The sequence below is a fragment of the Bradyrhizobium sp. 613_E4_N2_2 genome, assembly GCF_052075995.1.
In the GTDB taxonomy this organism is placed as follows: domain Bacteria; phylum Pseudomonadota; class Alphaproteobacteria; order Rhizobiales; family Xanthobacteraceae; genus Bradyrhizobium; species Bradyrhizobium barranii.
In genome coordinates this window covers 3,571,556-3,590,674 of the sequence record NZ_CP197234.1, presented here as the reverse complement: position 1 = coordinate 3,590,674, position 19,119 = coordinate 3,571,556, and the positions used below count along the sequence as shown (strand labels likewise).

20 protein-coding genes are annotated in these 19,119 nt (G+C 65.9%); 8 read left to right on the top strand and 12 right to left on the bottom strand.

Going from position 1 to position 19,119, the window contains the following annotated elements; translation table 11 throughout:
* The first annotated feature begins 27 nt into the window (after positions 1–27).
* Positions 28–1,038: an alpha/beta fold hydrolase gene (locus tag AB7290_RS17070; protein WP_085405475.1), complete on the top strand. Its 1,011-nt coding sequence runs from the start codon at positions 28–30 to the stop codon at positions 1,036–1,038.
* 282 nt (positions 1,039–1,320) lie between these two features.
* A complete protein-coding gene (locus AB7290_RS17065; RefSeq protein ID WP_063982626.1) occupies positions 1,321–1,569 on the top strand; it encodes a GCG_CRPN prefix-to-repeats domain-containing protein in 249 nt (82 codons plus the stop codon).
* 148 nt (positions 1,570–1,717) lie between these two features.
* On the opposite strand, the gene AB7290_RS17060 is transcribed toward AB7290_RS17065, so the two are convergent.
* The gene (locus AB7290_RS17060; RefSeq protein WP_028154910.1) at positions 1,718–1,999 is read right to left on the bottom strand and encodes a hypothetical protein; all 282 of its coding nucleotides are present in this window, start codon (positions 1,997–1,999) and stop codon (positions 1,718–1,720) included.
* A 134-nt stretch (positions 2,000–2,133) separates the two neighbouring features.
* On the bottom strand, positions 2,134–2,463 hold the full coding sequence (locus AB7290_RS17055; protein ID WP_085405474.1) for a hypothetical protein: 330 nt from the start codon (positions 2,461–2,463) through the stop codon (positions 2,134–2,136).
* 101 nt (positions 2,464–2,564) lie between these two features.
* Between AB7290_RS17055 and AB7290_RS17050 the strand changes: the two genes are divergently transcribed.
* Positions 2,565–4,529, top strand: coding sequence for an alpha/beta hydrolase domain-containing protein (locus tag AB7290_RS17050; RefSeq protein WP_354115488.1), 1,965 nt, complete (start codon positions 2,565–2,567; stop codon positions 4,527–4,529).
* 196 nt (positions 4,530–4,725) lie between these two features.
* Positions 4,726–5,382, top strand: coding sequence for a glutathione S-transferase family protein (locus tag AB7290_RS17045; RefSeq protein WP_354115489.1), 657 nt, complete (start codon positions 4,726–4,728; stop codon positions 5,380–5,382).
* A gap of 105 nt (positions 5,383–5,487) precedes the next feature.
* Here the strand turns inward: AB7290_RS17045 and AB7290_RS17040 are convergent, their stop codons facing one another.
* A complete protein-coding gene (locus AB7290_RS17040; RefSeq protein ID WP_085405578.1) occupies positions 5,488–5,835 on the bottom strand; it encodes a hypothetical protein in 348 nt (115 codons plus the stop codon).
* 65 nt (positions 5,836–5,900) lie between these two features.
* Positions 5,901–7,433 carry an acyl-CoA carboxylase subunit beta gene (locus AB7290_RS17035; protein ID WP_038943754.1) on the bottom strand — a complete coding sequence of 511 codons (1,533 nt, stop codon included), beginning with the start codon at positions 7,431–7,433 and terminating at the stop codon, positions 5,901–5,903.
* Positions 7,434–7,582: 149 nt separating this feature from the next.
* On the opposite strand from AB7290_RS17035, the gene AB7290_RS17030 reads away from it, so the two are divergent.
* From AB7290_RS17030 to AB7290_RS17020, 3 genes are all read left to right on the top strand, one after another.
* The gene (locus AB7290_RS17030; protein WP_085405473.1) at positions 7,583–7,987 is read left to right on the top strand and encodes a DUF4260 domain-containing protein; all 405 of its coding nucleotides are present in this window, start codon (positions 7,583–7,585) and stop codon (positions 7,985–7,987) included.
* A gap of 143 nt (positions 7,988–8,130) precedes the next feature.
* Entirely contained in the window at positions 8,131–8,724 is a 594-nt protein-coding gene (locus tag AB7290_RS17025) for a hypothetical protein (RefSeq protein WP_085405577.1), read from the top strand.
* 73 nt (positions 8,725–8,797) lie between these two features.
* Entirely contained in the window at positions 8,798–9,793 is a 996-nt protein-coding gene (locus tag AB7290_RS17020; protein WP_085405472.1) for a dienelactone hydrolase family protein, read from the top strand.
* A 138-nt stretch (positions 9,794–9,931) separates the two neighbouring features.
* Here the strand turns inward: AB7290_RS17020 and AB7290_RS17015 are convergent, their stop codons facing one another.
* The 5 genes from AB7290_RS17015 to AB7290_RS16995 all read right to left on the bottom strand — a co-directional run bounded on the left by AB7290_RS17015 (position 9,932) and on the right by AB7290_RS16995 (position 14,301).
* Complete coding sequence (locus AB7290_RS17015; protein WP_085405471.1) at positions 9,932–10,588, bottom strand: carboxymuconolactone decarboxylase family protein; 657 nt, start codon at positions 10,586–10,588, stop codon at positions 9,932–9,934.
* A gap of 63 nt (positions 10,589–10,651) precedes the next feature.
* On the bottom strand, positions 10,652–11,509 hold the full coding sequence (gene blaOXA / locus AB7290_RS17010) for a class D beta-lactamase (RefSeq protein ID WP_434057414.1): 858 nt from the start codon (positions 11,507–11,509) through the stop codon (positions 10,652–10,654).
* Positions 11,510–11,597: 88 nt separating this feature from the next.
* Positions 11,598–11,861, bottom strand: a complete 264-nt coding sequence (locus tag AB7290_RS17005; RefSeq protein ID WP_028151179.1) for an EscU/YscU/HrcU family type III secretion system export apparatus switch protein — start codon at positions 11,859–11,861, stop codon at positions 11,598–11,600.
* Positions 11,858–13,450, bottom strand: a complete 1,593-nt coding sequence (gene fliK / locus AB7290_RS17000) for a flagellar hook-length control protein FliK (protein WP_085405470.1) — start codon at positions 13,448–13,450, stop codon at positions 11,858–11,860. The genes AB7290_RS17005 and fliK overlap by 4 nt, the downstream gene beginning before the upstream one ends.
* Before the next feature lie 56 nt (positions 13,451–13,506).
* The gene (locus tag AB7290_RS16995) at positions 13,507–14,301 is read right to left on the bottom strand and encodes an ATP12 family chaperone protein (RefSeq protein WP_085405469.1); all 795 of its coding nucleotides are present in this window, start codon (positions 14,299–14,301) and stop codon (positions 13,507–13,509) included.
* Positions 14,302–14,375: 74 nt separating this feature from the next.
* Here AB7290_RS16995 and AB7290_RS16990 point away from each other — a divergent pair, with 74 nt between their 5' ends.
* Positions 14,376–14,822 (top strand): hypothetical protein, encoded by a 447-nt coding sequence (locus tag AB7290_RS16990; protein ID WP_085405468.1) that lies wholly within the window; start codon positions 14,376–14,378, stop codon positions 14,820–14,822.
* Between the two features lie 137 nt (positions 14,823–14,959).
* Here the strand turns inward: AB7290_RS16990 and AB7290_RS16985 are convergent, their stop codons facing one another.
* The 3 genes from AB7290_RS16985 to AB7290_RS16975 are packed head-to-tail and all read right to left on the bottom strand — an operon-like array spanning position 14,960 to position 18,967.
* On the bottom strand, positions 14,960–16,174 hold the full coding sequence (locus tag AB7290_RS16985) for an RluA family pseudouridine synthase (RefSeq protein ID WP_085405467.1): 1,215 nt from the start codon (positions 16,172–16,174) through the stop codon (positions 14,960–14,962).
* A 52-nt stretch (positions 16,175–16,226) separates the two neighbouring features.
* Positions 16,227–17,564, bottom strand: coding sequence for a replication-associated recombination protein A (locus AB7290_RS16980; protein WP_085405466.1), 1,338 nt, complete (start codon positions 17,562–17,564; stop codon positions 16,227–16,229).
* Complete coding sequence (locus AB7290_RS16975) at positions 17,561–18,967, bottom strand: DegQ family serine endoprotease (protein WP_085405465.1); 1,407 nt, start codon at positions 18,965–18,967, stop codon at positions 17,561–17,563. The genes AB7290_RS16980 and AB7290_RS16975 overlap by 4 nt, the downstream gene beginning before the upstream one ends.
* Positions 18,968–19,119 lie beyond the last annotated feature (152 nt).

Sequence of the window (19,119 nt, the reverse complement as noted above, 5' to 3'; positions counted from 1 at the left end):
AATGACGGCTCCAATTACGAGATCTTCATGAACCGCCTCCTCCCGGTCGCGCTTGCCGCCGCCCTCCTCACCGCCCCGCTCTCTTTCGCTTACGCCGCCGACACTACCCCGCGCGAGCCCTATGGCATCGCGCTCGAAGGCTTTGCCTATCCGTATCCCGTGCATCTGCTGCCTGTCATCAATGACGGCGAGCAGCTCAGCATGGCCTATATGGACGTCACGCCCGAGCGGCCGAACGGCCGCACCGTCGTGCTGCTGCACGGGCGCAATTTTCCGTCGAGCTACTGGGCGCCCGTCATCAAGATGCTGAGCGAGGCAGGCTTCCGCGTCGTGGTGCCGGACCAGATCGGCTTCGGCAAATCCTCCAAGCCGCAAGGCGAACTGCACTTCGACAATCTGGCGCGCAACACCATCGCCCTGCTCGATCATCTCAAGATCGACAAAGCCGAGGTCGTCGCGCATTCGCTCGGCGGCATGCTGGGCGTACGCATCGCCCGCGCCTATCCGGACCGCGTCGCCCATCTCGTGCTGACCGCGCCGATCGGGCTGGAAGACTACCGCCTCTACGTGCCGCCGACGCCGACCGAGAAGATCATCGAGACCGAGGACAAGCTCACACCCGACGGCTACCGCAAGCAGCTCCAGACCAATTACGCGATCAAGCTGCCGGACGACGCGATCACGCCGTTCGTCGACGCCCGCTTCAACATCAAAGGCAGTCCCGATTATCCGCGCTGGCTGCGCGCCTACGTCAGCTCCGGCCAGATGATCTATCGCGAGCCGGTCGCGCACGAGGTCGCGTTGATCACAGAGCCGACGCTGTTCATCATGGGCGCCGACGATCACAACGCGCCGGGCCGTCCGAACGCGCCGGAGGCATTGCGCGCGAAAATGGGCCAGAACGCGGAGCTCGCGAAAGCGCTTGCGGCCAAGATGCCGAACGCGCGGGCCGAAGTGATCCCGGACACCGGACACCTCGTCTTCCTGGAGGCGCCGGAGAAGTACAAGGAATTGGTGCTGGGCTTTCTCGGCCGCTAGAGCGTTTTCGAGCGACGTCGATACCGGTTCGCGTCAAAGAAACGCATCAGAACAAAGAACCTGGAGCTCCGTTCCGATTCCATCGGGACGGCGCGCCATCGCCATCGCTGTCGCCGGAAGCCGCATGCGGAGAATGTTCATGCCGCATTCAGGTCATGATTGGCAGGTTTGGATCGCGACGTGTCGGCACGTCCCCAAATTTAACGTGTCGAATCGTGTCTTTTGATTCATTGTGCGCCGCAAGCGCCCCAAAAACCTGCCCAAGGACAAGAGGAAGATCACATGAAATACCTGTTTGCCGCCGTCATGCTCGCCAGCGCGGTCGTCGGTTTCAGCGAAGCGGCCAGCGCCGCCGGTGGCTGCGGCCCCGGCTGGTACCGCGGCGCCTATGGCGGCTGCCGCCCGATGCGCGGTGCGGTCGTTGTGCGGCCCGGCCCGGTGGTGGTTGCCCCGCCGGTCGTCGTCGTGCCCCGCGCCCGCGTCTGCCCGTACGGCTTCCGTTGGTGGGGTGGCCGCTGCCGCCCGATCTGATCTGACCTTTTCGTATCGCGAGATGGCCGTGCGGCGAAAGCCTGCGCGGCCATTTTCGTTTTGAACGCCTGGCGTCGCATCCGCCGGCTCCGAATAAAAACGGGGACCGCAATCGCGATCCCCGTTCAAGGCCTGGCTTGTGCCGAGCTTACCAGTGGTGGCGGTGCCAGCGCCGGCGATGCCAACCCCAGTGGCGGCGGCGCCAGCCCCAATGGCGGTGGTGGCCATGCCAATGCACCTGCTCGGGCTTGAGCTGCGCGGTCTCCTCACTGGTGGTGACGGCGGGACGAGCGTCGGGATTGCCTTGCGGCGCGCGCGCGGGATCACCAAGCGGCTGCGGCGCCAACGGCGCAGCTTGTGCGGTCGCGGTCAACGTCGCGGCTCCAGCCGCGACGCCGAATGCAAGTTTCAAAAAGTTCCGACGCTCCATGACATGTCCTCTAGGCTATCGAGCAAGTGATGCAGAGGGAGTGTCGCGATCACGACATGAACGGAAGCTGAATCGCATCTTCAGGTTCATGACATGGGTGTCAGGGACGAACGAGCTGCGGGACTCGGTGCGAGCTACGCTCCGGCGTCCTGCTTCGCAAACTCCTGCGCCAGCACCAGCGTCTCGCGCGTGCGCTTCACGTCCGGCCAGTCGCGATTGAAATCGGCGACGAGCTGCTTCAACGCATCGCCCCTGAGCATCGCAGCCAGCCTGGCCTCGTCATCGAACTGATACATGGCCTGATGCAGCGAGGGATCGTCGAGGCTCCAGAACCGCCAGGCCTTGTTCACGCCGAACGCCTTCACCGCGTCCGGCACATGTTCCGTCTCGTACCATGTGTCGAAGGCGGCGCGCTTGCTGGCGTCGGTGACGGTGGCACGGACGACGGAGTAGGCAGCAGGCATGTGTTTCCTCCCGTTGTTTGGCCGCAGCATAGACGGTTATAGTCGCGGCAACAAAAAAGCCCGCGCGACGGAACATTCGGATCGCGCCGATGGGGGAAGGAATGGCCATGCGCAGGATCATCACGGGCCTCGTTGCGATCACGTGCCTGTGGCCCACGGTCTCGCTCGCCGAAATCGTCCGCTTCGACATCCTCGCGCGCGAGCCCGCCTTTGCCGGACGCAGCTTTGGCGATGTCGGCACCTATGAGCGCATCACCGCGCGCGCGACCTTCGCGCTCAACCCGTCGGACGATCGCAACGCTGTCATCACCGACCTCGCGCTCGCGCCGCGTAGCTCCGACGGCAAGGTGGCAGCCACCGCCGACGTCGTGATCCTGCGGCCCACCGATCCCACCCACGGCAACGGCACACTGCTGCTCGAGGTGCCCAATCGCGGCCGCAAGCTGGCACCGCAATTGTTCGACGATTCCGCCCAGCCCGGCGCCAACAATGCCGACAAGGCCGAGGACGCCGGCATCGGCTTCCTGCATCGCCAAGGCTTTACGATGGTCTGGGTCGGCTGGCAGGGCGACATCCCCTCCAAGCCCGGCCAGATGGCGATGACGGCGCCGGTGCTGAAGACCATCACCGGGCCCGCGCGCGAAGAGGTGGTCTTCGACAACACGACCAATCCCGCGCGTGCGACGCTGACCTGGCCGGCGACCGACGCCGCCGACCTCAAGGTCTCCGTGCGCGCCGCCTGGGCCGATCCGCGGCAGTCGCCTTCTGGCCTCCTCGCAAAGCTCGTCGATCCCGTGACGGTGGAGATCACCCGGCCCGACGGTTTTGATGCCGGCGCGCTCTACGAGATCACCTACACCGCGCGCGATCCTGTCCCGCTCGGCATGGGCTATGCCGCCGTGCGCGACGTCGTCAGCTTTCTCCGCCACGACGAGACGCAGGCGAACCCGCTGCTGAACGGCCTGCATCCCTCCGTCAGCCGCGCCATCGGCTTCGGCGTGTCGCAATCCGGCCGCTTCCTGCGCGACTTCCTCTATCTCGGCTTCAACGAGGATCTCCAGGGGCGCACGGTGTTCGACGGATTGATGCCGCATGTCGCGGGCACGCGGCGGATGGCGACAAACGTCCGCTTCGGCCAGCCCGGCCGCAACCCGCGCCATCCGCAGGATCCGGCGTGGCAGGCCGATCTCTTCCCCTTCACTTATGCGAGCCTCAGCGATCCCTATTCCGGCAAGACCGACGGCCTGCTCCGCCGTTGCGCGCTCTCGGCGACGTGTCCGAAGATGATGCAGACCGACAGCGAGCACGAATGGTGGGCCTCGCACGCCTCGTTGCTGGTCACCGACCTCGCCGGCAACCACCTCGACCTCCCCGACAACGTCCGCGCTTACATGATCGCAGGCACGCCGCATTTCGCAGAAGCCGCCGACGTGATGCGCAAGGGCGTGCCGGCGATGTCGCTGCCGCAGAACCCGATGCATGCGGGCGGGCCGATGCGCGCGCTGCTCACCGACCTCAACGCCTGGATCAGCGACGGCATCAAGCCGCCCGCAAGCCGCGTCCCCATGCGCGCCCACGGCACGCTGGTGCCGGCGCAAGGCGCGGTGCCGATGGATATCCCCGGCCTGCCCTATGCCGGCATCCACACGCTCGCCGCCTTCTCCGACCAGAGCGTGCTGCCGCCCAAGGAGATCGGCCGCTATCCCGTGTTCGTGCCGAAGGCGGACAATGACGGCATGGCCATCGCAGGTATCCGCCAGCTTGCGCTCGCGGTGCCACGCGCGACCTACACCGCATGGAATCCGCGCGCGCAAGGATTTGGCCCGACGGCGCTCTATCCGCTGCAAGGCGCGGTGGTGCCATTCGCACCGACCGAGGCCGCGCGGAAGGAAGTGCACGATCCCAGGCTGTCGATCGCGGAGCGATATGCAGATGATGGGGCGTATGTGGCGGCGGTCCGCCGCGAGGCGGCGCGGCAGGTGGCGGAGCGGACCCTGCTGCCGGAAGATGCAGAGCGCGCGGTCGACGCCGCGAAGCAAGGCAAGTTGGCGAAGCTTGGGCAGTGAGCGAAGCCCAGTGGCCCCGTAGGGTGGGCAAAGCGGAGCGCGCCCACCACTTCTGTCGTCGGCCAAAAGATGGTGGGCACGGCGCAAGTGCGCCTTTGCCCACCCTACGGTCCCTGCCCGCGGAGAAAAACCGTCCGCGCCTGTCGGAACGCGCGTCCTTCATCCGTCCTATGCCCAGACAGCACGGAGACACCGCATGGCCAACCTCACCCTCACCACCTTCGATTGGGTTCCCGAGATGCCGCGGGGTTTCGTGCGCGACCTTCGTGTGCGCTGGGCGCTGGAAGAAGCCGCGCTGCCCTACCGCGTCGCGAGCGTGCCGTTTGGCCCGCGGGACGCCGCGCATTTCGCGCACCAGCCGTTCGGCCAGGTGCCGTGGCTGACCGACGGCGACCTCTCGATCTTCGAGAGCGGCGCGATCCTGCTGCATCTGGGCGAACTCAGCGACAGGCTGATGCCCACCGATCCGCGCGGTCGCAGCGAGGCAAAGGAGTGGGTGTTCGCGGCGCTCAATTCGGTGGAGATGCCTGCCCTGCCCTGGACGATGTTCAAGTTCACCGGCAGCGACGATGGCTCACCTGCCGTGAAGTTCGTCGACGACTTCCTAAAACTCAGGCTCAAGCACATGGAGACGGTGCTGGCCGGCCGCGAATGGCTGGCGGGGTCTTTCTCCGTCGCCGACATCCTGATGTCGGACGTGCTGCGCGTCGTCGACAAGTTCGACGGCCTGGCGGACAGTCCTGCCTGCCGCGACTACGTCGCACGCGCCACGGGCCGTCCGGCGTTCGCAAAAGCCCACGCCGATCAGATGACGCATTTCGCTGCGGCGGATGCCAAACGTAGGGCGGATTAGCGCAAGCGCAATCCGCCAGCGCATGCTTCAACAAGGATGGTGGGTTACGCCGCGCGAACTGCGCTTCGCGCAGTCGCGGGGCTAACCCACCCTACGAATTTCGCCTCACACCAATTTCAGCGGCGTGTCCTCAACCACGCGAAGGTCGATCCTGCCGATCAGTTGCGCGCGAAGCGCCTCCGCAGCACCGATGGCGCTCTCGGTTTGCTGCAGCGTGCTGATGTTCGAACCGAGCGACACAATCCCACCCAGCACCAGGGCGATCGATCCGAGCGCCGCGGTCAGACCTGTCCCGAACAACCCAAGGATCGTGATCAACAACAGCGCGCCGCCGCCGCCAATCGCGATTTTGGATGCTAGAATGTACTTCCGGCATCGCTCGGCGATCTCGGCCAGCCGCTCGATCCGCGCCTCAATGTCTGAAATCTCGTCGGTCGGATCGTCTTCGGTCATCAGCGACATGCGGCACTTGGGTTAAAAACCCGGATTTCGCTACGCTCCATCCGGGCTACGAGGCCTCACAACGGCAAATTGTCGTGCTTCTTCGCCGGCGTCTCCACCTTCTTGTCCTTCAGCATCGCCAGCGCCCGGGCGATCCGCTTGCGCGTCGAGTGCGGCATGATGACGTCGTCGATGTAGCCACGCTCGGCGGCGATGAAGGGGGACAGGAAGCGGTCTTCGTATTCCTTGGTGCGCGCCGCGATCTTGTCGGGGTCGCCGATGTCAGCGCGGAAGATGATCTCGACCGCGCCCTTGGCGCCCATCACGGCGATCTGGGCGGTCGGCCAGGCGTAGTTCATGTCGGCGCCGATTTCCTTGGAGGCCATGACGTCGAAGGCGCCGCCATAGGCCTTGCGGGTGATGATGGTGACCAGCGGCACCGTGCACTGCGAATACGCGAACAGCAGTTTTGCGCCGTGCTTGATCAGGCCGCCATATTCCTGCGCGGTGCCCGGCAGGAAGCCCGGCACGTCGACGAAGGTGACGATCGGGATGTTGAAGGCGTCGCAGAAACGGACGAAGCGCGCGGCCTTGCGCGAGGCGTCGGAGTCGAGCACGCCGGCCAGCACCATCGGCTGGTTGGCGACGAAGCCGACGGTGCGGCCGGCGATGCGGCCAAAGCCGGTGACGATGTTCTTGGCGAAGGCATCTGCGATCTCGAAGAAATCGCCCTCGTCCACGACCTTCAGGATCAGCTCCTTCATGTCATATGGCTTGTTCGGATTGTCGGGGATCAGCGTGTCCAAGGACATGTCGACCCGGCCGATGTCGTCAAAGCTCGGCCATTCCGGCACGCCGTCGGTGTTGTTGGACGGCAGGAAGTCGATCAGGCGCCGCATCTGCAAGAGCGTCTCGACGTCGTTCTCGAAGGCGCCGTCGGCGATCGAGGAGCGCGTGGCGTGCACCGAGGCACCGCCGAGCTCTTCGGCCGTGACGACCTCGTTGGTGACGGTCTTCACCACGTCGGGGCCGGTGACGAACATGTAGCTGGTGTTCTTCACCATGAAGATGAAGTCGGTCATGGCAGGCGAATATACGTCGCCGCCGGCGCAGGGCCCCATGATGACGGAGATCTGCGGGATCACGCCCGAGGCGAGCACGTTGCGGCGGAACACATAGGAATAGCCGGCGAGCGCGGCGACGCCCTCCTGGATGCGGGCGCCGCCCGCGTCATAGAGGCCGATGATGGGCGCCCGCGCCTTCATCGCCATGTCCTGAAGTTTTGTGATCTTCAGCGCGTGCGTTTCGGAGAGCGAGCCGCCGAACACCGTGAAGTCTTTCGCGAAGACAAACGTCTTGCGGCCGTTGACAGTGCCCCAGCCGGTGACGACGCCATCGCCGGGGATCTTGTTCTTCTCCATGCCGAACTCGGTGGAGCGGTGCTCGACGAACATGTCGAACTCCTCGAACGATCCCTTGTCGAGCAGGAGCTCGATGCGCTCGCGCGCGGTCAGCTTGCCGCGGGCGTGCTGCGCCTCGATGCGCTTCTCCCCGCCGCCGAGCTTTGCGCCGGCGCGACGATCTTCAAGGGCGTCCAGGATATTCTTCATTTGCTCCCGCCAGTTCTTAGCCTAAATGCGATTGCCGGGGGTTCTAACACGGCATTTTGCGGGCCGGGAAGCCGCTTTCGGCGCCGCAGGGCTGCCTTGCCGCAGCGGGAAAGCGCAAGGAATTACAGAGTTTTGCCTGGGAGACGACAATGGATGAGGTAACGGCCGAGACGGGCGCGGCGACCGGCGGCGTCAAGATCCTGCTGCGGCTGGAAGGCCTGACCCTGTTCACGGGGATGGTGATGCTCTACGCCTCCTGGGGCGGCTCGTGGCTGGTGTTCGCCCTGCTCTTCTTCGTCCCCGATCTGAGCTTCCTGGCGTACCTCGCCGACGCCAGATTCGGGGCGCTGGTCTACAATGCCGCCCACAGCTACATGGCGCCGGTGGCGCTGCTGACGCTGGGCTTCGGCTTCGCCTCGCCGCTCACGCTGTCCATCGCCATGATCTGGCTCGCCCATATCGGCATCGACCGGGCGCTCGGCTACGGCCTGAAATATTCGGCCGGGTTCGGCTTCACCCATCTCGGGCGGATCGGCCGCCAGAAAGACGCCTGAGGGGATTGCCGTCGTTTTGTCGGCCCCCACCGGTTGACCGGGCCGGCCGATTCAGGCTTGCTCCCTTCACGATCAGGCGCCGAATGTTGCGTGAGCTCAGTCGGTACGGCGGCGGTCACCACGTCTGGCTGCAAGCATCACCCATGTCCGCCACGGTCGTCCCCCTGCCGCCGAACAGCCCGTCCGAAACCACCGACTTCCTGCGGCGGATGGCCAGCATGGTGTCGGGGCGCAACGGCGAGATGCTGCTGCGCGCGGCCGCGCTGATCGAATCGCTCAAGCAACGGGCGATGTCCGCCGAACGGCTGTTTCACGAGCAACAGGAAGAGACCAAGCGCCTTGTAGAGCTGCGCGAGACGACCGCGCTCGCCTCAAGCACCATGGTCAGCCAGATCGCGGCGCTGGGGACCCAGCTCGCCGAGGTGACCGCGGCCGCGGCAGCCGAGCGCGCCGCGTTCGACGCCGAACGCGGCAAGCTGCTCGGCCTGATGCAGGATGCGGAAAGCCATATCGGCAAGCTCACCACCGAGCTCGACGGCTTGCGCGCCTCCGTCGACAGCTTCAACGACACCGCGGTCTCGGTGCCGCTCGAGGTGCTGCGTCTGGCACGGGTGCAGTTCGATGTCCTCTCCGCCGGCTTTGCCCGCAAGGGCGACGTGATCTCGGAAGCGATGAGCGAGATCGGCGGCTTTGCGATCGACCAGGCGCTGATGGCGAAGAAGGCGGATAAGACCTGAGGTCGTCGCGCATCAAATTGACAGTGCGCAGGTCCGTTGTTCTACTCCATGAAAATCATGGGGGAGGATCACGATGCCGACGGCATTCCGCGTCGCTATGGCGCTCTGCATTTCAACACTGCTCGCCGGCATTGGCGCCAACGCGCAATCCCTGCCGAAGGAAGTCGCCACTCGCGCCGAGATCTATCCGATCCCCTCGCTCACCCTCTCCGACCAGCAATTCCTCAGCGGCGATGCGGCGGCCGGCAAGCCGGTGACGGTCGCCGGCGAATTCCGCGTCGCCCAGGGCACCGGCAAGCTTCCCGTCGTGGTGCTGATGCACGGCTCGAGCGGCGTCGGCGCCACGACCGAGGCCTGGGTGCACGCTTTCAACGCCATGGGCATCTCGACCTTCGTGATCGACGGTTTTACCGGCCGCGGGCTGACGGTGGTGGGGCCGAACCAGGCCCTGCTCGGCCGGCTCAACCTGATCGTCGACATCTACCGCTCACTGGAGATTCTTGCGAAGCATCCCCGCGTCGATCCTGACCGCATCGTGCTGATGGGCTTCTCGCGCGGCGGACAGGCGACGCTCTATGCGAGCCTCGATCGCTTCAACAAGCTCTGGAACAAGTCCGGCGTGCAGTTCGCGGCTTACATTCCCTTCTATCCGGATTGCTCGACGACGTATCAAAGCGACGGCGACGTCGCCGCACGCCCGATCCGCATCTTCCATGGCACGCCCGACGACTACAATCCCGTGACGAGCTGCAAGGCGTTCGTCGGACGGCTCAAGACGGCCGGGCGCGATGTGGTGCTGACCGAATACCCCGACAGCGCGCACGGCTTCGACAGCGGCCTGCTCGGCGTCAGCGCCGTTGCGGTGTCGGCCAACGCGCAGACCGTGCGCAACTGCCGTATCAAGGAAGGCGACGGCGGCGTGCTGATGAACGGCGATACCAACGCGCCGTTCACCTACAAGGATTCCTGCGTCGAGCTCAACCCACATGTCGGCGGCAACCCCACAACCGCCGCCGAGTCGCGCAAGGCGGTGGTGGAGTTTTTGCAGGCGCTGTTCAAGTTGGGGTGAGACTGTCCGCCCCGCACGCGCTGCCGTAGGGTGGGCAAAGCGAAAGCGTGCCCACCAACTAGATGATGGTGGGCACGGCGCTATGCGCCTTTGCCCACCCTACGGCATCGCAATTTTGTCGCGGGCTCCTCGCGCCTCCTACGGCTCGCCCGGCTTGAACGGCTCCTGCTTGTCCGGCGGCACCGTCTCTTCCGCCATGGCCAGCAGCATCGCGACCATCACGTAATTGCCGGCAACCGCGGTGAGATCGACGATCTGCTGATCGTTGAACACCTTCTTCGCCCGCGTGTAGGTCTCGTCAGAAACTTTCTTGGTCGTCGTGATCTCGGTGACGAAGTCGTAGACCACGGCCTCGTCATCGGCCATTTTCGACGGCCGCTTGTTGGCCTTCAGCTCCGCGATGATATCCGCCGACAGGCCGGCCTTGGCCGCCAGCGGCGCATGCGCGAACCATTCCACCTGCGAGCGCCACTGCCGCCCGATGATCAGGATCGCGAACTCATTCAGCTTGGTCGGGACCGAGGTCTCCCAGCGCAGATAGTAGAACAGGTCGAACAGTCGCTGGCCGAGCGCCGGGCTGCGGATCATCGGATTGTAGGGCCCGCCGATGCCGACGCTCGACACCTTCATGATCTGCTCGCCGAGCGGCTTCTGCTTGGCGTCGAGCTGGTCCATGGTGAGCTGCGGAAAGCGCGGCTCCTTGCTGGTGGCGGGTGCGGCAAACATCGTGGCTGCGAGCCAGCCGCCGGCGGCGGCCAACGTGAGCGACGACAGCCAGAGTGGCGTTGACTTCATTTTATCCTCCCGACCTTTTCTTTTGTTTGGTCGGAAGGATGCTAGCAGGTTCGTACGCGCCAGCTAGATCGCGCCGATCTCGGCAAGGCAGGCTTGCGTCAACGGCATGCGCTCGCCGACGAGACGCGGCTCCTTGCAGTCCATGTTGAGCGCGAACACGGTGTGCGCCTCGCCCTTCTCGGCCCAGCCGACCATCCAGCCAAGCGACGGCTCGCCGCGCTCGGCGCCGAGCAAGCCGGATTTGGCGCGGATGACGCTGTCGCCGACCTTGGTCACCGGCAGGATGTCGGCGACGAGGTCCTGGCTGCGCTTGCTGATCGGCAGCGCGCGGCGGCGCAGCCGATCGACGAAATCGATCTGCTCGACCGGGTCGATGCGCAAATTGCCGGTGAGCCAGAACTGGTCGATGCCGCCGCCGATATCGCGATTGCCGTAGTCGAACATGTCGACATACTTTTGCATCCGCTCTTGCCCGATCCGGCGCGCGATCTCCTGATAGACCGGCACGGCGCTGACCGCGATGGCGCTGCGCATCGTGTGGTCCTTGTTCCAGGCCTCGATCGGCCGCTTCACGCCGTCCCAGGGGAACACGTCCTTGTCGGGATCGGTGACCACGCCGGTCTCCAGCGCAATCAGCGAGTTCGGGATCTTGAAGGTCGAGGCCGGCAGCTTCGCTTCGCCCGAGCGCTCCTTGTCGCTGGCGACGATCAGATAGTCCTCGACCTTGTAGCCGACGAAGGTGCCCGCCGTGCCGAGATCGGTGAAGCGCTTTGCCAGGCTGTCGCGGATCTCGTTGCGCGGCGGCGCGACATGCGCGAACGCACGCTGCGGCATGGTGGCAGCTGCGGCGAGAAGGCCAAGCGTGGAGCGGCGGGTCAGCAAGAGCGGTATCCGTTGGGCAATGAAGATGGCCGCGACCATGCAGCTGCTATCGTGGTGAAACGATGACAGGTTATTTGTTGAGCATGATCTTGTCGGAAAACCGCTGCACACTTTTCCGGATCATGCTCTACCGCCCCCGGCCCGACAGCCGCAACACGAACACCAGCACTTCGGCGACGGCCTTGTAGAGGTCGGGCGGAATCTCCTCGCCGAGTTCGACCTTGGACAGCGCGCCGGCCAAGATCTCGTTCTCCTCGATCGGGATGTCGTTGGCTTTGGCGATCTCGACGATCTTTTCGCCGATCGTGCCCTTGCCCTTGGCGACGACGACGGGCGCGTTGCTGCCCTTCTCGTAGTGCAGCGCAATTGCGAGCTTGGATGGATCGCTCATGTGGCGCGATCCAGGAAGTGGCCGGCGCGGGCCGGCGCCGGCTGCGGCGGCGTGCCGTCGCGCACCAGGATGTCGCCGGGCTTGAGCTCGGCGCGCGTCAGGGCCTGATTGAGCTCGCCGATGCCGGCGCGGAGCTGCTGCGCGGTCGCGGGCCGCTCCGCCCACATCCGCACAAAGGTCTTGTCGCCGTTGAGCGTGATCAGCGCATGCACGGGGCCGGCCGGCTCGACATTGAGCGTGAAGCGCGCGCGCCAGGCGCGCTTGGCGGGATCAGAGGACTCATTGCCGCCATCGCGCGAGATCTCGAATTGCGCCATCGCGGTGCCCTGCGGCGTCGCAAAGGGAATCTCGAAATTCCATTGCGGCGCGGTCGGGTCGATGCGATGGCCGGAGGCATCGGTGCGATCAGGCAGCGAAGCGACCTGGAGCAGCGTTTGACGCGCGATCGCGGCATCGGTGTCGTCGAGTAGACGGTGCACCGTTGCGGAGAGCGGCGTATCCGGCGCGAGCGATGGAGAGGCGATCCCCTGCGGCGCCGGCAGCGCGCCGCGGAACGGCGGCGGTGTCGCGCGCGCCGCGGCCTCGAAGAGATGGCCGTCGGGCACGGCCTTGTTGGAGCCGGGCACGTTGCCGATCAGGCGCGGCAGGTTTTGCGTAACCTCCTGAAGGAGGGCCGCGGCAAGGCCGGCGGACATGGTTCGCGGCATCGCGGCCTGCGGAGCGCCGCCGGCGATGTCGGCGAGCACAGCGGCCGCGAGATGGGCGCTGCGCGGCATCTGCGGCTGTTGGGTCATATCGAGCTCGGTCGACGGCGACGCAGCCTGAGCCGGCACGGCGGCGACCTGCGATGTCCCCGCCGTAGCGATCGCGGCGCCTTGCGCCTGTGGCGCGGCGGTCTCGAGCGTGGCCAATGTCTGGCGCAGCACCAGCAGCGCGGCCTTCAGGTCCGGCATTGTGCCGGAGGACGGCGTTGCGCCTGCGGCCAATGACGCCTCGAGAAACAGGCCGGACTTCTGGAAGGCGGATTCGATATCACCGCCGTCGAGGGCGGTGTTGAGCGGCGTCTGCTGCGCCAGCACGTCCAGCACCGCCTGCTTCAGTCCGGCCGGCAGATCGCTGCCGGTGACGACGGAGGCGAGATTGGCGAACAGCGGCGCCTGACTGCCCTGTTTTGTCGCCGCCTCGGCCGAAGCCACGGTGACGGCGACCTGCTCCAACGGCGTCAGCGTGTTGCGTGCGGTGGTCGCAGATGGCGCCAGCGACGGGCTGTCCACGAGTGACACCGCCCGCGGCGTCAGCGTGATCTGATCGGCCGTCGCCTCGCCTGCCCCGTTCATGATGGCGAGCCTGATGTTGCCGTCGTTCTGCGACACTGCGAGCTGGAGATTTTGCCCCGGTGTCAGCGACACCTCGGACATCACATCCATCGACAGATTGGCGATCGCGATCCGCACCAGATTGTCGGCCATCACGCTGACGACCCTTGCGTCCACGACGCTGCCGGCCTGGAGCACAAGATCGGGCGTCGCCGCATCAGCCACAGGGCTGGCGGCACTGACGGGAACGATCGAGCTTATCGGCGTCGGCATCTGAAGGGGCCCTGGGAACGCTGGCCCCACCCTAAGGCCCCGTCGTAAACCTCTCGTTAAGGACCTTTGTCCGCTTGCGGCTTCACGGCCGCCAAAACCGCCACGGCGGCCTGAAAATCCTTCAGGCGGGCGGCGCGGCGGGCAGCCGCCTCCTCGTCCACGCCCCATTTCTCGGCGTTCCAGTCCTCGTCGACATGGGCGGCGGCCCAGACCTGGCCGGCATCGCGCACGCCATGGGCGAGCGCCAGCGCCAGCAGCGCAGAACCGGTCAGGGTCGTGACCACGTGGAGCGCCGCGATCGACCAGGGATCACCGGGCAGCGCGGCGCGGGCGGCCTGAACGGCCTCGTCCGGCTGCTTCACATGCATGATGCCCTCGGACAGGATGAAATGCGCGCCCAGCGTCTCCGCGGCCCAGAACAGCACGGGGTCCCAATGCGTGGCCTCGCGGGCGACCAGCCCTTCGGGGTGGCCGGCGCGATAGAACAGCAGATCGGTCTCGAAGTATTTTGCAAGGTCGTCGCTGACGAGCTCGACGCGATCGATGACACCCTCGACGACGCTGTTGGCGATCCGCGTCAGCGGCATCGTCACGGGATCGATCGTCTCGCCCTGAGCCGCCCATTCCGCGGCCACGGCATCGGCCAGCGCGCGCGACGGGATCACCACCTGGCGGGCCGATGGCGTCCGGATCGGCCTGCCGTCCAGCGTGATGGCGAAGCCGCCCTCGGCCTCGGCCACGCCCGCCTCCTTGTAGAAGCGCTTGCGCCGCGGCGTACGCGCGGCCTGGCGCACCGCCTCCTGCGGATCGAGCGGGGACCGCCCCGCAACCTCATCGAACAATTCGCGCATCTCGTTTCGGCCCCGGTCTCTGAATGCTAGGCTTGTAAGCCAAGACTGGCGGCTGATAAAGCGAGCGGCAAGACATGAGGGAACTTGCGGGCATTGTGGCCCTGCTCGCCGGGCTCTGGCTGGCCGCGGCGGACGCCGGTTTCCGCACCCCGGAATCGCTGGTCCGCAATGTCTACGCGCACTACGGCGAAGGCGCGCCGGAGCTGTCAAAAGGCCTGCCGCGCGATGCCGCCTCCGCCCGGCAATTGTTCGACCCCAGCCTGCGCAGGGCCTGGAGCGCGCCGAGGGTCGAGCCCTACGACTTCCTGGTGCAGAGCCCGAACTGGAAGCTCGGCCCGGTCGCGATCGCGGTCGTTCGCAGGCAATACGACAAGACTTATGTCGCGGCGAATTTCGACAATCGCGGGCGGAAGGTCACGCTGAACTTCGTCCTGGTCAACGGACCCGAAGGCTGGCTGATCACCGATGTCGAGAGCCCGCATGACAGTCTGCGGATGTTTCTGGAGCAGTTTCGGAAGTGAGGGGGCCAGTCGCCACTGCCTCAACACCGTCATTGCGAGCGCAGCAAAGCAATCCAGACTATATCCGCAGAAGCATTCTGGATTGCTTCGTCGCTTCGCTCCTCGCAATGACGGGGCTGGTAGCGAGGCCCCAATCCCTACTCTTCCGGCGCGTTCTCGATCGGATCAAACCGGCTCGCATCGAGCCCGAGCAGATTCCACGACTGCTGCATGTGCGGCGGCAATGGCGCGGTGGCGTCGATCACGCCGCCGCGGGGATGCGGAATGACGATGCGGCGCGCAAGCAGATGCAACCGGTTTTGCAGGCCGCCCGGCAGCTGCCAGTTCTCGATGTTGAAATATTTGGGATCGCCGACGATGGGGTGGCCGATATGCTCCATGTGGGCGCGCAGCTGATGGGTGCGGCCGGTCACGGGCTTGAGCGACACCCAGGTCAGCTTGTTGCCGGCGGTCTCTACCACCGCATAATACGTCACCGCGTGGCTGGCACCTTCGTCGCCATGCTGGGCGATGCGCATGATGGTGTCGTCCTCGCTCTCTTCCTTCGCGAGGAAGGTCGAGATGCGGCCCTGCTTCGGCTTCGGCAGACCCGGCACCAGCGCCCAATAGGTCTTTCGCGCGGACCGCGAGCGAAAGGCGCCGGTCAGATGCGAGGCGGCAAATCGCGTCTTGGCGATCAGCAGGCAGCCCGAGGTCTCCCGGTCGATGCGGTGCACGAGGCGCGGCTTCTGGCCCTTGGAATCACGCATCACCTCCAGCATCTGGTCGATGTGCCGTGTCATGCCCGAGCCGCCCTGCACGGCGAGGCCCAACGGCTTGTTCAGCACGAGAACGTCGTCGTCCTCGTAGATCGTCATCTCCTTCAGCGCGGCAAGCGTTTTTTGCGCAGCTTCCGACAGTGGGCTGGCCGCCTTCGGCGTGTCGAGCTTCAGCGGCGGAATGCGGACGCTCTGGCCCTCCTCCAGGCGGTCCTTGCTGTCGACGCGCTTGCCGTCGACCCGCAACTCGCCTTTGCGGACGACGCGCTGGATGTGGGAGAACGACAGGCCGGGAAAGCGCGCTTCCAGGAAACGATCGACGCGCATGTTGTTTTCATCAGCCGTCACCTTGACGGTCTGCACCTTCGTCGGCAGCAGCGCCTCGACGGGCTTTGCCGGCGCAGACGCTTCGGGCGCAGCCTTGGGCGGCCGCCGCTCGGCACGCTCCGCCGCAAAGCGCGGCGGCTTCGCACCCGGCTTGGCACCCGGACGCGGTCCCGCCTTCTTGGCGGTGCGCGCCTTGAACGGACGCGAATCGTCGCGCTCGTCACGCGAACGGGGCTTTGGGTTCATTCTCTTGATGCGGCGACTCATGGTTGCCTGCCTACCCTAAAAGCCGGCTGCCGTCACGGCGAAATGGCCGTTTCTAGCGAGAGCCTCCCCGCTCCTTCCGGAGCTTCGCCCAGTAATCCAGCCGTTTGCGGATCTCGCGCTCGAAGCCGCGCTCGGGCGGGTCGTAGAAGGTCTGGCGGCCCAGGAGTTCCGGGAAATAGTCCTGGCCGGAGAAGGCGTCGGGGGTGTCGTGGTCGTATTCGTAGGCCGCGCCGTAGCCTTCGGACTTCATCAGCTTGGTCGGGGAATTGAGGATGTGCTTTGGCGGTAGCAGAGAGCCGGCCTGTTTTGCGACCTGCATCGCGGCCTTGAAAGCCGTGTAGACGGCATTCGATTTCGGCGCGGTGGCGAGATAGACGACGGCTTGCGCGATCGCGAGCTCGCCCTCGGGATGGCCGAGGAAGTCGAAGGCGTCCTTGGCCGCGTTGGCAATGACGAGCGCCTGCGGATCGGCAAGGCCGATGTCCTCGACCGCCATGCGTACGACGCGGCGGGCCAGGAACAGCGGGTCCTCGCCGGCATCGAGCATGCGCGCGAGGTAATACAGCGCGGCGTCGGGGTCGGAGCCCCGCACCGACTTATGCAGCGCCGAGATCAGGTTGTAGTGACCGTCGGCCGACTTGTCGTAGATCGGTGCGCGGCGCTGCAGGATCTCCTGCACCTGCGCCGCGTTGAAAATCTCGTCCGCCCGCGCCGAACGCCAGACCTCCTCGACCAGCGTCAGCGATGCCCGGCCGTCGCCGTCGGCCATGCGCACCAGCACGGCGCGCGCCTCGTCATCGAGCGGCAGCTTGCGGCCTTCGACCTCTTCGGCATGCGCGAACAGTTTTTCGATCGCGGCGGCATCGAGCGAGCGAAACACCAGCACGCGCGCACGAGAGAGCAACGCCGCGTTGAGCTCGAAGGACGGGTTTTCGGTGGTCGCGCCGACCATCACGACGGTGCCGTCCTCCATCACCGGCAGAAACGAATCCTGCTGGGCGCGATTGAAGCGATGCACCTCGTCGACGAACAGCAGCGTGCCCTTGCCCATCTCACGGCGGGCGCGTGCGGCGTCAAACGCCTTCTTCAGATCGGCGACGCCGGAGAACACCGCGGAGATCTGCTCGAAATGCAGATCGGTCGCATCCGCCAGCAGCCGCGCCACCGTGGTCTTGCCGGTGCCGGGCGGGCCCCAGAACACCAGCGAGCCGAGCGTGCGCGTCTCCAGCATGCGCGTCAGCGCACCGTCGGGACCGAGGATATGGTCCTGGCCAACGACCTCCGACAGCGCACGCGGGCGCAGCCGATCCGGCAGCGGATGCGGAGCCTCGTGGTCGAGCCCCGCCGCGGCGAAGAGAGTTGGCGTCTCCTGTGGTCGCTTCGGGCTCATCCGCCCAGCGTGACGTTGATCTGCTGGCCGCCACGCACCAGCGTGATGCGCCAGATCCGCGGCCGTTCGCCCGCCGCCTTTTCGAGGTCGGCGGTCCTGCCGATCTTCTGGTTGTTGACGGCGAGGATGATGTCGCCCTTCTGGAAGCCGACACTCGCAGCCGCGCTGTCGCCGCCGAGATCGGTGATCACGACGCCTTCGGTGTCGGCGTCCAGATGCAGCTCGTCGGCAACCGCCGGCGTGATGGACGAGACCTTCGCGCCCTGGAACGGCGAGCGCGCGGTGACGACGAGTTCGTTGCGGCCGGAGTCCGGTGCGGTCTCGAGCGCGATCGTGACCTTGAGCGGCTTGCCGCCGCGCTGCACGTCGATCTGCGCCGTGCCGCCGAGCGGACGCGTGGCGAAACGGTAATCGAAGGCGTTGGGATCATCCACGGTCTGGCCGTCGATCCCGGTGATGAGGTCGGAGGATTTCAGGCCGGCCTTGGCCGCGGGGCCGGTCGAGACCACGCTTGCGACCAGCGCGCCGGTCGGCGAACGCAGGCCGAGGCTCTCGGCGATCTCGGGCGTCACCGCCTGCAATTTTGCCCCTAACCACGGCCGCTTCACCGCCTTGCCGCCGCTCTTGGCGGAGGCCACGACGACGCGCACCATGTTGGCGGGGATCGCAAAGCCGATGCCTTGCGAGCCGCCGGAGCGCGAATAGATCGCGGTATTGATGCCGGCGAGCTTTCCGCTCATGTCGACCAGCGCGCCGCCGGAATTGCCGGGATTGATGGCCGCATCGGTCTGGATGAAGAACTGGTAGTCGGTGATGCCGACCTGGGTGCGCGCGAGCGCCGAGATGATGCCGTGGGTCACGGTCTGGCCGACGCCGAAGGGATTGCCGATCGCGAGCACGACGTCGCCAACCAGCAGTTCGTCGGAATTGGTGAAGTCGAGGGTCGGAAACTTTTCCTTGGTGTCCTTCAGGCGCAGCACGGCGAGATCGGTGCGCGGATCCTTCAGCAGGATCTCGGCCTCGAATTCCCGCTTGTCCGACAGCGATACTTTCACCTGGTCCGCGCCCTCGATGACGTGGACGTTGGTGACGACGAGGCCGGAGGCATCGACGATGACACCGGAGCCGAGCGAGCGCTGCATCTGCTCGGGCTGCTGGCCCGGCACGCCGAAGAAGCGGCGGAAGATCGGGTCGTCCAGCAGCGGATTGCGGTTCTGCACCACCTTGGCGGCGTAGACGTTGACGACGGCTGGCTGCACCCGCTGCACGATCGGCGCATAGGACAGCCGCAGCTCGGCGGGCGAGGACGGTGCACGACGGTCCTGCGCGGCGGCCGGATTGAGGTGGGCTGAAAACGCTATGCACAATGCCGTGATGACGGCGGTCCGGGTCGATCGAAACATTCCTACCTCTCGGAAAAGACGCCGGAATATAGGCGCGTTCGCCCGCCAATAGAAGGGCGCCAGGGGGCATTATTCAGCCGCCTTTCCGGTGTGTCCGCCTTGCAAGTCCCGCATGCGAAATGACAATTTACCTGGGCGGTGGATTGGCATGA

Bases quoted from the DNA above. Each gene is read 5' to 3' on its own strand.
- AB7290_RS17070 (WP_085405475.1), top strand. From the start codon at position 28: ATGAACCGCCTCCTCCCGGTCGCGCTTGCCGCCGCCCTCCTCACCGCC.
- AB7290_RS17045 (WP_354115489.1), top strand. From the start codon at position 4,726: ATGGCCAACCTCACCCTCACCACCTTCGATTGGGTTCCCGAGATGCCG.
- AB7290_RS17060 (WP_028154910.1), bottom strand. From the start codon at position 1,999: ATGGAGCGTCGGAACTTTTTGAAACTTGCATTCGGCGTCGCGGCTGGA.
- AB7290_RS17065 (WP_063982626.1), top strand. From the start codon at position 1,321: ATGAAATACCTGTTTGCCGCCGTCATGCTCGCCAGCGCGGTCGTCGGT.
- fliK (WP_085405470.1), bottom strand. From the start codon at position 13,450: ATGCCGACGCCGATAAGCTCGATCGTTCCCGTCAGTGCCGCCAGCCCT.
- AB7290_RS17035 (WP_038943754.1), bottom strand. From the start codon at position 7,433: ATGAAGAATATCCTGGACGCCCTTGAAGATCGTCGCGCCGGCGCAAAG.
- AB7290_RS17030 (WP_085405473.1), top strand. From the start codon at position 7,583: ATGGATGAGGTAACGGCCGAGACGGGCGCGGCGACCGGCGGCGTCAAG.
- AB7290_RS17015 (WP_085405471.1), bottom strand. From the start codon at position 10,588: ATGAAGTCAACGCCACTCTGGCTGTCGTCGCTCACGTTGGCCGCCGCC.
- AB7290_RS17025 (WP_085405577.1), top strand. From the start codon at position 8,131: ATGTCCGCCACGGTCGTCCCCCTGCCGCCGAACAGCCCGTCCGAAACC.
- AB7290_RS17040 (WP_085405578.1), bottom strand. From the start codon at position 5,835: ATGACCGAAGACGATCCGACCGACGAGATTTCAGACATTGAGGCGCGG.
- blaOXA (WP_434057414.1), bottom strand. From the start codon at position 11,509: ATGGTCGCGGCCATCTTCATTGCCCAACGGATACCGCTCTTGCTGACC.
- AB7290_RS16980 (WP_085405466.1), bottom strand. From the start codon at position 17,564: ATGAGCCCGAAGCGACCACAGGAGACGCCAACTCTCTTCGCCGCGGCG.
- AB7290_RS17050 (WP_354115488.1), top strand. From the start codon at position 2,565: ATGGCCATGCGCAGGATCATCACGGGCCTCGTTGCGATCACGTGCCTG.
- AB7290_RS16985 (WP_085405467.1), bottom strand. From the start codon at position 16,174: ATGAGTCGCCGCATCAAGAGAATGAACCCAAAGCCCCGTTCGCGTGAC.
- AB7290_RS17055 (WP_085405474.1), bottom strand. From the start codon at position 2,463: ATGCCTGCTGCCTACTCCGTCGTCCGTGCCACCGTCACCGACGCCAGC.
- AB7290_RS16990 (WP_085405468.1), top strand. From the start codon at position 14,376: ATGAGGGAACTTGCGGGCATTGTGGCCCTGCTCGCCGGGCTCTGGCTG.
- AB7290_RS17020 (WP_085405472.1), top strand. From the start codon at position 8,798: ATGCCGACGGCATTCCGCGTCGCTATGGCGCTCTGCATTTCAACACTG.
- AB7290_RS17005 (WP_028151179.1), bottom strand. From the start codon at position 11,861: ATGAGCGATCCATCCAAGCTCGCAATTGCGCTGCACTACGAGAAGGGC.
- AB7290_RS16975 (WP_085405465.1), bottom strand. From the start codon at position 18,967: ATGTTTCGATCGACCCGGACCGCCGTCATCACGGCATTGTGCATAGCG.
- AB7290_RS16995 (WP_085405469.1), bottom strand. From the start codon at position 14,301: ATGCGCGAATTGTTCGATGAGGTTGCGGGGCGGTCCCCGCTCGATCCG.